Annotated in this window: 11 protein-coding genes; 4 read left to right on the forward strand and 7 right to left on the reverse strand. The window is 54.6% G+C overall.

Annotated elements, in window-relative coordinates:
- Positions 1–5: 5 nt before the first annotated feature.
- A complete protein-coding gene (locus ACOSDR_RS06195) occupies positions 6–854 on the reverse strand; it encodes a hypothetical protein (RefSeq protein WP_420730694.1) in 849 nt (282 codons plus the stop codon).
- A gap of 245 nt (positions 855–1,099) precedes the next feature.
- Positions 1,100–2,959: a DUF4209 domain-containing protein gene (locus ACOSDR_RS06200; protein ID WP_420730695.1), complete on the reverse strand. Its 1,860-nt coding sequence runs from the start codon at positions 2,957–2,959 to the stop codon at positions 1,100–1,102.
- Positions 2,960–3,305: 346 nt separating this feature from the next.
- Between ACOSDR_RS06200 and ACOSDR_RS06205 the strand changes: the two genes are divergently transcribed.
- Together ACOSDR_RS06205 and ACOSDR_RS06210 are read left to right on the forward strand one after the other, a co-directional pair.
- Positions 3,306–4,928 carry an acyl-CoA synthetase gene (locus ACOSDR_RS06205; protein WP_420730696.1) on the forward strand — a complete coding sequence of 541 codons (1,623 nt, stop codon included), beginning with the start codon at positions 3,306–3,308 and terminating at the stop codon, positions 4,926–4,928.
- 12 nt (positions 4,929–4,940) lie between these two features.
- Positions 4,941–5,885: an aminotransferase class IV gene (locus ACOSDR_RS06210; RefSeq protein WP_420725161.1), complete on the forward strand. Its 945-nt coding sequence runs from the start codon at positions 4,941–4,943 to the stop codon at positions 5,883–5,885.
- 85 nt (positions 5,886–5,970) lie between these two features.
- On the opposite strand, the gene ACOSDR_RS06215 is transcribed toward ACOSDR_RS06210, so the two are convergent.
- Together ACOSDR_RS06215 and ACOSDR_RS06220 are read right to left on the reverse strand one after the other, a co-directional pair.
- Entirely contained in the window at positions 5,971–6,336 is a 366-nt protein-coding gene (locus tag ACOSDR_RS06215) for a helix-turn-helix domain-containing protein (RefSeq protein WP_420725160.1), read from the reverse strand.
- Between the two features lie 666 nt (positions 6,337–7,002).
- Entirely contained in the window at positions 7,003–7,170 is a 168-nt protein-coding gene (locus tag ACOSDR_RS06220; protein ID WP_420725159.1) for a YdcH family protein, read from the reverse strand.
- Positions 7,171–7,646: 476 nt separating this feature from the next.
- Between ACOSDR_RS06220 and ACOSDR_RS06225 the strand changes: the two genes are divergently transcribed.
- Complete coding sequence (locus tag ACOSDR_RS06225) at positions 7,647–8,240, forward strand: UbiX family flavin prenyltransferase (RefSeq protein WP_420730697.1); 594 nt, start codon at positions 7,647–7,649, stop codon at positions 8,238–8,240.
- Positions 8,241–8,253: 13 nt separating this feature from the next.
- On the opposite strand, the gene ACOSDR_RS06230 is transcribed toward ACOSDR_RS06225, so the two are convergent.
- Positions 8,254–9,120 carry an IclR family transcriptional regulator domain-containing protein gene (locus ACOSDR_RS06230; protein ID WP_420730698.1) on the reverse strand — a complete coding sequence of 289 codons (867 nt, stop codon included), beginning with the start codon at positions 9,118–9,120 and terminating at the stop codon, positions 8,254–8,256.
- Positions 9,121–9,311: 191 nt separating this feature from the next.
- Between ACOSDR_RS06230 and pyk the strand changes: the two genes are divergently transcribed.
- Positions 9,312–10,745: a pyruvate kinase gene (gene pyk / locus ACOSDR_RS06235; RefSeq protein ID WP_420725156.1), complete on the forward strand. Its 1,434-nt coding sequence runs from the start codon at positions 9,312–9,314 to the stop codon at positions 10,743–10,745.
- A gap of 33 nt (positions 10,746–10,778) precedes the next feature.
- Here pyk and ACOSDR_RS06240 read toward each other — a convergent pair whose 3' ends face one another.
- Together ACOSDR_RS06240 and ACOSDR_RS06245 are read right to left on the reverse strand one after the other, a co-directional pair.
- Positions 10,779–11,729: a dimethyl sulfoxide reductase anchor subunit family protein gene (locus tag ACOSDR_RS06240; protein WP_420730699.1), complete on the reverse strand. Its 951-nt coding sequence runs from the start codon at positions 11,727–11,729 to the stop codon at positions 10,779–10,781.
- Positions 11,730–11,738: 9 nt separating this feature from the next.
- Positions 11,739–12,488 (reverse strand): 4Fe-4S dicluster domain-containing protein, encoded by a 750-nt coding sequence (locus tag ACOSDR_RS06245; RefSeq protein WP_420725154.1) that lies wholly within the window; start codon positions 12,486–12,488, stop codon positions 11,739–11,741.
- Positions 12,489–12,824: the final 336 nt, after the last annotated feature.

Consider the following 12,824-nt stretch of genomic DNA (forward strand, 5'->3'; position numbering starts at 1 on the left):
GGTGCTTAGCGCCAATCGCGCATTTTTTCTTCAACATTTTGCCTTACATTCAACAAATCAATGATCTCCTGCATGTGCTCATTCTTTTGCATGTAAAGTTGCCTTAAGTCTCGAATTTTTTGCTCCTTAACATCAGAAAGAAATGGAATGAATCGACCAAGGAACAGACTTCTACCAACTTGTTTTTTTTCTTTAAGAATTTGAAAAATCTGGTGGTCATCCTGAGCTGCGTCGCGTTCCATATCTGAAAATTTGCTTATGACCAAATCCCTGTAACCGCAGGCCCACCATTGTAACAACTCAAACCAGGTGCCCCTTCTGTCCCCGGGAACCCATTCCATCGAAGGCAGGGGCCCGCAGGCGGTTCCCAAGGTCATGCGGTCTCTTAGCCAAGGCCAAGTGTCTCGTTGCCAATAATGATCTATCCTCTGTCCCAGTGCTTCCAAATCCTTTCCCTTAGTCGCCCAACGACCACGCCGATCGCTGCCGATTTGTTCCGGAATGTAACAGGGGTCATGTTCTCTTTCGTTGTAGGGTTTTTTAGGATCGATGATGGAACTGCATTCAAAAGAAAAGTGCGCTCGGTACTTGGTACGGGCCATAGGCAATGATAGCGGGGCGCTTTGGCTTTCCAGGGCGAGGCAGAGCCGGTCGACTTCTGGAATGAAGATGCCGGTCGCGTCGAGAAAGGTGCCGGGCTCGTCTTTGTATTCCGGTCCAAAGATGACCCGCCACTCGATGCCATCGCCTTCGATCACATAATTGGTGTCGGAAACCCGGCGAAACCCTTTGCTCTCCAGCGTGCCCGCCAGCGCCGTCTGAAATACAATCTTTGCCGCCTCAGCAACCGCCATGCGCCGCATCCTTTCAATGCACCCCGTGGTTGCTGAAGTTTAGGTCTCGGGCAGAGGCGGCACAATGAAAATTAGAGTGATAAGAGGCAGAATACTTTTTAGAAAGCGAGCCTCAGGTTCGAGTCCTCCTGCCCCGTATAATGTTTTTAGTTCCTGTAAAAAAATTACGTAGAATAAAATTGAGATATCTCCGTAGACTGCGCAATTCGCGGGCGTGTTACTCTATTTTTTAGTATATCATAGTGCTATTTTTCACTTCTAGTTGTTAGGTGTTCTTCCGTTGCGTCATTTTCAACACGAACAGGTGCATTGGACAGGTACCGGAAGATAGGGTTTACAATGACGAAATACATGAACCACCAAGCGTAGATCATATGCGGCGCAAAGAACTCCCCGCTTGGTGCCAAGCCATGAGCGACCCTATTGCGAACCGCTGCCCCGTTCTGGTCGGTAAACAGAAGCTTGAGTTCAAGGATAACGTTGACGCTCATTACCGCTCGCAGTTGATCTTGGTATTTGCCTAATAACGTTCCGAAAGGCATGTGATCTTGAATTCCAAACCTGTCTCGGGTCGAAGTCTCACAACCAAGCTCTTTGAGGACATGTCTGATGCAGTTTTCAAACTGTGGGACAAGAATGGAGTTGGCTTCCTGGAACTGGAGACGAAACCCGAAGTAGAGCCCCTTTGTTATAAGTTCTTCATGGCCTTTTGGAACAATTGGATTGTTTGCCACGATGTCGCGAATATCTCGAAGCGAGATTGAATGCTCAAAGTTGATTTGTTGCAGCGCCGGGATGATCGTGGATTGAACCTCAAACTGATGATCCAACATCGCTAGCTCAACTACTCGCTCCCACTGTGCGCGTGTTTGGTTGCGATCTTCGTCGGTGGCCGCTGTCCTGATACCGGTGACACGTCCGTCATGGTCCATTCGGCGACCACCGAATAAGTTCTGCAGAGGGAACTTCTTTGCATGCTCAATGGCCCGCTTGTTCAACTTTTGGAAATCACTGGGTCGCAATAGTGTCGCGAGTGACAACATTGCATCCAATGTGCTTTTCTCTGAGACGTGATCACGGGCCGCTGTAATAATTTCCGAAACATCTATTGATGGTGTTGTGACGGACTGCATTTCCTTGACTGACGCAGCCTGCGCTTCACGCAGTTTTGAATAAACTCGCTCTGCGTCTTGTCGACACCCAGGAATACTTCTGTAGGCATCGTGAGCAAATTCGAAAAAATGTGCCGCTGCCAAGTTGCTTCCGCCTTTGGCTCGATGCTCTCCTTCCTCTTCGTAGGACTGCGCAATCCTGAAATTGGCAATCTTCTCGGCTTCCTTGTCACCGGCCCGCTTCTTAGTCACCGAAAGTTCGGAAAGGTATTTACGCGCCTTCTCGAAATCTCCGGCTATGTGCGAAGCGTCAACTATTCGCTGCAAATAAGTCGAGGCTACTTCAGGATCGCCGAACTCAAACTCGTTCTGAAGTTCAACTAATCGCAAGGAAAGGTAAAGCGGATCAGACCCATTTAGCTCATCAAGTCGCCTGATGATCTGTCCCTCGACATTGGCGATCCAATTGTTGTCGCGTATCTGAACCGCAAGCCTCAGCGCTCGTTCAATGCGTTCGGCATATTCGACCCAGTGTTCTGGGTCGAATAAGGCGTCAGCGCTCTTTACATATCCATCGATAGCACAATGGGCCGCTTGGATATCTCTGAGACGACACCAAGCCACATCTGCAATTCTCGATTTTACTTCAGGCGTGCGGATGGTTGGCGCCAAGCCGATTAGTCTCTTCAACGTTTCTTCATCGATGTCATCGGGAATCAGTGTTCGGCCATCTTGAAATACCGCAAATGCCGAGAACGGTTCGTTTACATCAGAGGGTGCGAACATCATCTGACACACTTGTCCGACTAGCGTCCAGGCTCGAGCTGTGACTTCGTCGCCAACCTCACTGGTGCCCCTTGCTTTTTCCAGGAAAGCCCTCCCAAAGTCATAACTCTCTTTGCCGCCTGCTTTTTCTGCAACAGCATCAAGGTCCAATTGTTCCAAGATCAACAGATACTTACTTTCATCGTCACTATTGCCTTCGTTGCTCATAGAAACCCCTCCACGTCATTGAACAGCCCCTAAAGCTTTATCCAATTTTCAGTGTTTTCTAAATAAGTAGTTCTAGTATAGATCGTGATTTAGTGGTTTTCAAAATATGCCAGCGCCGTCTGAAATACCACCTTCGTCGCCTCTGCCCCTGCCATGCGCCGCGCCTTTTAAATGCATCCCGTGGTTGCCAGAGTGTAACGGCGACCTGTGGCAAGCTCAAGGCGGCTGGTTTGGGGTGCCTTGCCGAAAGAGATTGGCAGGGACGGGGCGTATCGGGCACTGTTTGGGACCGCAATTTGTGGCATAAGAATCCAGGGTGAGGAACGGATCAATGGGGACCAAACAGGTGAGCATCTATGAGACCGGGCTGGAACGGAACCCGGCGAATTACACACCCTTGTCACCGCTGAGTTTTCTAAAGCGTGCGGCCCAGGTTTTTCCGGATCGCGAAGCGGTGGTGCACGGTGCGCTGTCCTATAGCTGGGCAGAGACGGAGGCCAGATGCTGCCGGTTGGCGTCCGCCCTGGCCCAGCGCGGCATTGGTCTGGGCGATACGGTCGCCGTCATGGCCCCCAATATCCCGGCCTTGTATGAGGCGCATTTCGGGGTGCTGATGGTGGGGGCGGTGCTGAATGCGCTGAATACGCGGCTGGATTCCGCCACCATCGCCTTCATCCTGAATCATGGGGAGGCCAAGGTCCTGATCACGGATCGGGATTTCGCCGCTATTGTTGGGCCGGCACTGGAAGAGGCAGGACGCGATATTCTGGTCATTGATATCGACGACCCCCTGGCCGGGAATCCTGGGCCGTTTTTGGGGGAGATGACTTATGAACAGTTTCTGGAAACCGGCGATCCTGGGTTTGCCTATGGCCCGCCTGCGGATGAATGGCAGGCGGTCAGTCTGAACTATACCAGTGGCACGACGGGCAATCCAAAGGGCGTGGTCTATCACAGCCGGGGGGCCTATCTGCTGGCGCTGGGCAATGTGGTGACCTGGACAATGGGGTCGGGGGCACGGTATTTATGGACCCTGCCGATGTTCCACTGCAATGGCTGGTGCTTCCCCTGGACCTTGGCGGCGATTGGCGGGACCAGCGTGTGCCTGCGGCAGGTTTCGGCAAAGGCGATATTTGATGCCATCGCGGATCAGGGGGTAACGCATTTTTGTGGTGCGCCGATTGTGCTGAACATGGTGGTCAATGCAAAGCCGGAGGATAAGCGCATCCTGCCGCAAACGGTGGAAGCGATGACCGCGGCGGCCCCACCGCCGGCCTCCGTCCTGCAACGAATGGAGGAGGAAGGATTTCACATCACCCATGTTTATGGCCTGACAGAGGTCTATGGTCCGGCGGTTGTGTGTGAGTGGAACTCTGACTGGGATGTACTGGATGCGGAGGAGCGCGCCCGGCTGAAGGCCCGCCAGGGTGTGAATTATCATGTGCTGGAGGCCTTGATGGTTGCCAATCCAGAAACGCTGGAGCCGGTGCCCAAAGATGGCGTCACCATGGGAGAGGTTTTCTTCCGGGGCAATGTTGTGATGCGCGGCTATCTGAAGAACGAGGCCGCGACGCGGGAGGCTTTTGCCGGCGGCTGGTTCCATTCGGGCGATCTGGGGGTCTGGCATCCCGATGGCTATATCGAACTAAAGGATCGATCCAAGGATGTGATCATTTCCGGGGGCGAGAATATCTCTACCATTGAGGTGGAAACCGTGCTGTATCGCCATCCAAAGGTCCTGGAGGCTGCTGTTGTCGCCAAGGCCGATGAGAAATGGGGGGAGACGCCCTGCGCCTTCGTGACCCTGAAAGACGGAGAAGCAGCAAGTGCAGAGGAAATCATTGCCTTCGCCCGGGAACGCTTGGCACATTTCAAATGTCCCCGGCATGTTGTCTTTGGCCCTTTGCCCAAGACGTCCACGGGCAAGGTGCAGAAATTTGCCCTGCGCGACCGCACGGCAGAGATTTAGGGGGGCGTTGATATGGAAACCCGCGCAAATGAACGCTGTGTCTACCTGAATGGGGCTTTTTTACCGGAAAGCCGGGCCTTGTTGTCCTTTCGGGATTCCGGTTTTGTCTATGGCGATTGCGTTTTTGATACGGCGCGCACGTTCAAGGGCAAAATTTTCCGACTGGAACAGCATGTGGATCGACTGTTTCAAAGCCTGGCCTATACCCGTATCGAAATTCAGATGGACCGGCAGGAGATTATGGATACGACCGAAGAAGTCGTGGCTCGCAACCGTGCCCTGCTGGGGCCCGATGAGGATTACTGGGTATCGCAGCGTATCTCCAACGGTGTCATAGGCCTGGATGGAGAGCCGCCCATTCAAGACGGTGCAACAATTGTGATTGAATGTACCCCACTGCCATTGCGCGCCAGGGCCGCAATGTTTCGGGATGGGATTGAAGCCGTCATAGCGCCCCTGAAACGGGTGCCGCCGGACGCGTTAAGCCCCAATGCGAAGATCAATAATTACATGAATCCGATGCTGGCCCAGCGGGAGGTCACGGCGATCAAGCCTGGCGCCTGGGCTTTGCAGTTGGATATGAATGGCAATCTGGCAGAAGGCGTTGGGTGCAATGTCTTCTTTGTCCGGGATGGCCGTGTCATCACGCCCAAGGCAGACAATATTTTGCCGGGTGTCACCCGCGCCGTGGTGCTGGACCTGTGCCGCGATAACGGGATCGATGTCTCAGAACAGGATGTATCGCTCCACACGGCGGCGACGGCGTCAGAGGCTTTTTTCACGTCGACCAGCTTATGTCTGTGCCCCGTCAGAAGCCTGAACGGACGCAGTTACCTGGGCCATGCGGGTCCGGTCACCAAACGTCTGATGGGTCTTTTCACTGAATTGGTCGGGTGTGATTATGCGGCACAGTATCTCGCCCATTTGCGTTCGGGAACCACGCGCACCGGCTTTTGATTACGACATCAATTCAGCCAGCGCGCCGTTGGTTCATATCCGACAGTATAAATGGGAGACGGATCTAGATAATCAGCAGAGGGCTCTAGCCCCGGGATAAGGCCCGCATCATCTCGGCGACTTTGGTTTGTAACCGCTCGTCCCCGATGCGCTGCCAGTCACGGGCAACTTTGGACGCCTTGACATTCAATGGACCTTCTTCACTGGCGCTGCTTACATTGGTCGCTTCGGACTTGCCCAGTCCTTCAAAGAAGGTCGATACGGGCACGTCCAGCACATCGGCGATTTGAATCAGTCGTGACGACCCCATTCGGTTCGTGCCCCGTTCATATTTTTGAATCTGTTGAAAGCTTACACCGACTTGTTCTCCCAAGGCTTGCTGGGAGAGGCCTTTGCGAATTCTCATTTCGCGAACACGGTTGCCAACCGTTACGTCTACAGGATGAGGCATTTGTCCACCTTTTCTAAGTTGCTTACACCGGGGTCGGGTGCTGTGCGAACTATTGATAACCAACCACAGCAACATGGATGCACAATCCACGCCACACTTACGAAGCAGATCTTGCTTCACGCTGTTACAAAATGTCTAAACGCCATTCAGTCAAGGATTCTGTTTCTTTTCAAATTGTTTAAGTTTTTTTCTCACTATTTATTAGTTAGTAAAAAATATCTAAAATTAAATACTTCTACAAAACACTATTTTTAGAAGCAGAATGACAACCTTTACTATATATGTATATCAATTTAGAAATTTATAAACCTTTGCGAGAAATAAATTGCCGGCTTTTTACTCATTTTTTATAATAATCGCCTTGATCCAGAAGTTCCAGCCCCCTCAAAAAATACCATCACAATGATGTTGCCGACAGCAATGCCGCGTAAAAAGAGAATTGAATCGGTGAATATTCGGGTATTCACCTTTTACGGGCTTTTTGAAAAGTTGCATATGGTATGCCAGAACACGAAGTGGCTGTAAAAAAGCCTGTGGCAAATTGACACATAAGTGCCAACATCGTCGTTTGGGGGACGGTTGGTCGGTCCAAATTGAAAGGTCATTGGACCGACCGCATCGTCGATCATACACGCATTTAAGGGTGTCTACCCTTAAATGCAGGCGTCAATGCGCCGTCAGTGATTGGATTTCATCTTTGATTTGAAGTTTTTGCCGTTTGAGCGCCAAGACGGTTGTTTCATCGGGCATCGGGCGCGCGCTTTCATCCGAAAGACGCTTATCAATTTGAGCATGTTTGGATTTCAGGCTTTCAATACGGTGAACTGTGCTCATTTTTGACTAATCTCCCATACGTTAAGACCATAACGGTCCAGTGTTCAGAGTTAGCGAAGCCACGATCAACGATTGGAAGACACCAAGGCGAAACCCGAAACACCAATCGCCTGACTTCCAGGCAGAGAGCATAATCATATGCACCAGATTGGTGGGTTCTGGTTCTTCTGATGAAGGGAGCCTCCTTTCCTGACGCCTTGAGCAAAGCAATCAATGATGCGTGTCGAATCCAATCAGGCTTATATGCCTGAGGCCAGATTCAGCACTCGCCCGGCAACCCATTACTGAGAATGCGTTACCTCACGTTACCGTGCCGGTTATCAAGGGATTGGGCCTGTGGCGAGGCGCCTCATTGCAAATGGCAAGTGGAACCCGCCGTCCCGCACTCTTGATGACGAACACTCCCTACTGGAATAATTCGCCAGACGCGGTATGTATTAGCCTACTACAGTCACTTTGAATGTGAAGGAAAATCGATGGTGCAGCGCAAATTAGTTGTCGGAATCAGCGGCGCCTCTGGCGTCGTATATGGCATCCGGCTGTTGCAGGCACTGCGAACCGCAGGGGTTGAGACGCATTTGATCCTGTCCAAAGCAGCGGAGATGACGCTGGCATATGAAACCGACCTGAAGCCGCGCGATGTGCGCGCACTGGCCGATGTTTCCTATGCTATCGGGGATGTCGGGGCTCCTTGTGCCAGTGGGTCCTTCCCCTCTGATGGCATGGTGATTGCGCCTTGTTCCATGAAGACCCTGGCGGAAATCGCTACCGGTGTGACGGCCAATCTACTCAGCCGTGCTGCCGATGTGGTCTTGAAGGAACGCCGCCGTTTGGTCCTGATGGCACGGGAAACGCCGCTGACCCTGGTTCATTTGCGGAATATGACGACCGTGACGGAAATGGGGGGCATCATCGCGCCGCCCGTTCCGGCTTTTTATGCAAAGCCCGACAGTCTGGACGATATGGTCGATCATTCGGTCGGGCGCGTCCTGGATCTGTTTGGCATCCAGTCGAATCTGGTGCGACGGTGGAAAACCGAAGACGTATCGGCGACTCAATCCGAAAGATAGTAGGGAACAGGCATCAGTTCCGACCAGCTGGCGTCCCCCCGCCAAAGGCGGCGGTGATGTCCTGCGCGATGCTGCGGATCAGCTCACCCAATACCGGCAGCCGCGAATCCTCAATCCGTGCCAGAGGCCCGGATATGGAAATTGCCGCCACCGGTTCCCCAAATTCATTATAAATCGGGGCCGCAAGGCAACGCAGCCCGACAGCATGTTCTTCGTCATCCACTGCGTATCCCTGAAGTTTTGCCTGTTTGATACTGGCCATCAGCGCAGCGGGTTCCCGAATGGTCTTATCGCTGTATCGGGTGAAGGTCAGATTGGCGATGCGCTGTTCCGCCGCCTGTTGGTTCAATCCGGATAACAGCGCCTTGCCAACGCCAGAGGCATGCAACGGGGCGCGACCACCCGGCGGCGCAAGGGCGCGCATCATCTGGCGGCTTTCAACCTGGGACAGATAGATCGTTTCGGTCCCATCCAGAATGGCCAGGTTCACCGATTCACCGCTTTCTTCCATGGCGCGATGCATATAGGGGCGCGCGATGGCGACAACATCCCGATTGCGCAGGAATCCAGTGCCGGTGATGAAGGCCTGAACCCCGGTGAACCACAGTCCGCGTTCCGCATCCTGGGTAACAAACCGGCGCAGTTCCAGACTTTTCAAAAGCCTGTGTGCGGTGGACGGGGCCAGACCGGCGCGATGCGCCAAATCCCCAAGCGCTGCCCCTTCGGGCTGGGTCGAAACATCTTCCAAAAGGGACAAGGCGCGGTTCAAAGACCGGACGCCGGTATCACTGTCATTGGATTTTACGCCTCCGCCATCCCGGCCTGTGGCAGGTCGCCCCCGCTTGGGTTTGTGGTCCGGATCTTTGGCATTCTCTTCCATGCGTGCATATCCCTCTGAAGCGACCCAACCGGATAAAGGCAGATATTTCCTTATTTTCCACCCTGTGGAAATGGCGATAAAATGATTTGACCCAAGGCTGCGGTTTTTGCAAGCAAACACCGCGTCGCTCTCTTATAGTGCGGCGACACGACACTTATGAATGTTCAGCACGAAAAAGGGGAAGCGCAGCCATGCGCCGTCAGCACCGTACCAAGATTGTCGCCACATTGGGTCCTGGAACCGGGGACCAAGCCTCCATTCAGGCGTTGTTTGAAGCCGGCGTGGACGTGTTCCGGCTGAACTTCAGTCATGGTGCCCATGCGGAACATAAGGCCCGATTGGACATCATTCGGGGATTGGAACAGAAGTTTGCCCGCCCCATTGCGGTGATGATGGATTTGCAAGGCCCAAAACTGCGGATCGGGACCTTCAAGGATGGCCCGATTGAATTGGTTGAGGAGATGCAGTTCCGCCTCGACCTGGAAGACAAACCCGGCGATATCAACCGCGTGACTCTGCCCCATCCGGAAATCTTCCAGGCCTTGGAAAAGGATGCGGAATTATTGCTGGATGATGGCCGCATCCGACTGGTGGTGACATCCTGTGGGCCGGAATTTGCCGAATGCCGCGTCGCTGTTGGTGGGCCATTATCGGAACGTAAGGGCGTCAATGTACCAGGCGTGCTGTTGCCCCTGTCGCCCCTGACGGAAAAGGATCTGATCGATCTGAAATATGGTCTCAGCCTGGGGGTGGATTGGGTTGCCTTGAGCTTTGTCCAACGTGCGGAAGATATCGAAGAAGCCCGCGCCCTGATCAAAGGGGAAGCTGGTATTCTGGCGAAACTGGAAAAGCCGTCTGCCATCACGGAATTGGATGCAATTGTGGCCGCAGCGGATGCGATCATGGTCGCGCGGGGTGATCTGGGCGTCGAAATGCCGCCGGAAGACGTGCCGGTGCTGCAGCGGCGCATTATCAATGCGTGCCGTATGGCCGGGAAGCCGGTTGTGGTTGCGACCCAGATGCTGGATTCCATGGTCGAACGGCCTGTCCCGACCCGGGCAGAGGCCTCTGACGTGGCAACGGCGGTGTATTCCGGGGCCGATGCTGTGATGCTGTCGGCAGAAACGGCAGTGGGGGACTATCCCGTTGAATCCGTTGAGATGATGAACCGTATCATTGAACGGGTGGAGCGGGATTCGGTCTATCGGGAAGGGATGGAAGCCCAGCGCCAGAAGCCGGAGCCAACCACCGCAGATGCGGTGGCGACGGCCGCTGCACAAATGGCGAAAACGCTGAATGTGAATGCAATCGCGACCTATACGACATCAGGATCGACGACATTGCGCATCGCCCGGGAACGCCCGATGGCACCGATCCTGGGGCTGACACCGCGCGATGATACGGCCCGGCGTCTGGCGCTGGTCTGGGGGGTTCATCCTGCCCGGGTGCCCGATGCGGCCAGCCTGGACGATATGTCGGAAACCGCGACCCATCAGGCGAAAATTGACGGTTTTGGTAATATTGGGGACCGCATCGTGATCACAGCGGGTGTGCCTTTCAGCACACCGGGCAAAACCAATCTGCTGCGCATTGCCCGCATCGGCGGCACGTCAGAGACGGAGTAGTGTGGTGCTTCCAAATAATCACGCACCACACTATCAGGCCGCGCTTTCGCCATAGAACAGGGTCACGGAATGTTTCGCTTCTGCAAAGAACAGATAGCGTTCCGCGATCAGGCCGACCGCGGCGGTCAGAACGGATATCGCCAACAGGCCAATGGTGATCGCGCCTTCGCTATAGCGGGTCAGAAAGATCGCGATGATGGGGAAGACAAAGCCCCACAGGATTGCCAACCGCTTCAGCCGTGCGGCGTGTTTGCGGGCGATCTTAAACCCCATCTCCGTCATCAGGTAATTATCCCCCTGATGGGGTGCCTCGAACAGTTTCACCGTGCCCATGCCGCCCAGTCCCGTCGCACTTTCGGCAGTGGATCGGGGGCTGGCCAATGCGATGGACTGCCAATACATCACTTTCGCGATCAGCCCCGCCAACAACAAAACAATGCTGAATAAAATCAAAAATACGCTGGCAAAGCCCAGAAAGAAGGACAGCGCGTTTAACAGGACCGCCCCGCTGGAAAGCGATAGGGTCAGGTAACAGACCGGCGTCCATCCGTTGGACCAGGCCGGAATTGGCCGCAGGGAGGCATAGATCATCGCCGTACAATAGACCGTGATCAGGGCCAGGGCGACCGAAAGCGCTGCGACCACGGGCTGCCAGGGGGTGGTCATGTCGGGATAGACCAACCGCCCTGCGCCATAGATCAGGACGGGAAGAAAGGTAATGAGGGCGAACAGGCCCTCTCTGCTTAACCAGGATGTCCGCCATTGGCTCATGGCCCGCCAGGCCCGTTCGGGATGACCCAGATGGGCGGTAGACGATAACAGTCCCGCTGTGATCAGACCCAGGGCGACACCAAGGCTGATCAGCGTGACATCCCATCCACCCGGAATCAGGCCTGCAATGTCCATCAGGATGAACAGAATCAACACGCCATACCCTGCGCCCGATGCGGTGGTAAAAAAGATGACCGATTTAGCCGGATGCATAACAACGCCTCACAAGGAAAGAATTTTATCGAGCCACCGGGCCATGACGCCGGCACTGCTGTCGGCCACGGGGGTCAGGCCTGCGCCGCCCATGGCCTCTTCCGCCACGGATTTGCGCGGGCGCGGCGGCAGATATCGGTTCACGGGCTTGCAATTCTGTTCCGGCATCAGGGCATAGCCGCCACGGGCCGCAGACAGTTTGGAAACCGCGCTGTCGGGATCGCCAAAATCTCCAAAGGACCTCGCCCCGGCCGGACAGGTCGATACACAGGCCGGAACCCGCATGTCCGCTGGCAGGGTTTCATTATAAATCCGGTCCACGCACAGGGTGCATTTCTTCATGATCCCGGCATCGTCATCATATTCCCGCGCGCCATAGGGACAGGCCCAACTGCACAGCTTACAGCCGATGCATGTGTCGGGATTGACCAGAACGATCCCGTCTTCTTCGCGCTTATAAGACGCGCCGGTCGGGCAGACGGTGACACAGGGCGCGTCCTCGCAATGCAGGCAGGATTTCGGAAAATGCACCATGCGACTGTCGCCACCGTCTTCCGGGACGACTTCAAAACTGTGGATGCGATTGAACCATACGCCCGACGCATCCGCACCATAGGGGTCATTGTCCGGCAATGGCGCGCTGTGCCCACCGGTATTCCATTCCTTGCAATTCACCGCACAGGCATGGCATCCGACGCAAATGTCCAGATCGATCACAAGGCCCAGCTTTTTCTGAGTCTGAGAGGGAAGGGCGGTCATTGATTTCCTCCCGTGATCCTGCGCCCATGAGGAACCCGCCTGCCCCTATCTTCGTCACCCCGGACGTGATCCGGGGTCCAGAGCGGCCCGAAGACTGGTGCGATGCGGCCCTGGATTCCCGCCTTCGCGGGAATGACGGCACTTTGTGGTTGGATTGGGGCGGTCACTGTGTCCCTCCCGTGGTGTTACGCTTATGAGGAACCCACCGGCCCCTATCTTCGTCACCCCGGACGTGATCCGGGGTCCAGAGCGGCCCGAAGACTGGTGCGATGCGGCCCTGGATTCCCGCCTTCGCGGGAATGACGGCACTTTGTGGTTGGATTGGGGCGGTCACTG

This window comes from Hwanghaeella sp. 1Z406 (assembly GCF_048892425.1).
GTDB lineage: Bacteria > Pseudomonadota > Alphaproteobacteria > UBA8366 > Aestuariispiraceae > Pacificispira.

Coding starts and splice junctions, on each gene's coding strand:
- ACOSDR_RS06245 (WP_420725154.1), bottom strand. CDS start 12,488: ATGACCGCCCTTCCCTCTCAGACTCAGAAAAAGCTGGGCCTTGTGATC.
- ACOSDR_RS06195 (WP_420730694.1), bottom strand. CDS start 854: ATGGCGGTTGCTGAGGCGGCAAAGATTGTATTTCAGACGGCGCTGGCG.
- ACOSDR_RS06225 (WP_420730697.1), top strand. CDS start 7,647: ATGGTGCAGCGCAAATTAGTTGTCGGAATCAGCGGCGCCTCTGGCGTC.
- ACOSDR_RS06215 (WP_420725160.1), bottom strand. CDS start 6,336: ATGCCTCATCCTGTAGACGTAACGGTTGGCAACCGTGTTCGCGAAATG.
- ACOSDR_RS06230 (WP_420730698.1), bottom strand. CDS start 9,120: ATGGAAGAGAATGCCAAAGATCCGGACCACAAACCCAAGCGGGGGCGA.
- ACOSDR_RS06210 (WP_420725161.1), top strand. CDS start 4,941: ATGGAAACCCGCGCAAATGAACGCTGTGTCTACCTGAATGGGGCTTTT.
- pyk (WP_420725156.1), top strand. CDS start 9,312: ATGCGCCGTCAGCACCGTACCAAGATTGTCGCCACATTGGGTCCTGGA.
- ACOSDR_RS06220 (WP_420725159.1), bottom strand. CDS start 7,170: ATGAGCACAGTTCACCGTATTGAAAGCCTGAAATCCAAACATGCTCAA.
- ACOSDR_RS06240 (WP_420730699.1), bottom strand. CDS start 11,729: ATGCATCCGGCTAAATCGGTCATCTTTTTTACCACCGCATCGGGCGCA.
- ACOSDR_RS06200 (WP_420730695.1), bottom strand. CDS start 2,959: ATGAGCAACGAAGGCAATAGTGACGATGAAAGTAAGTATCTGTTGATC.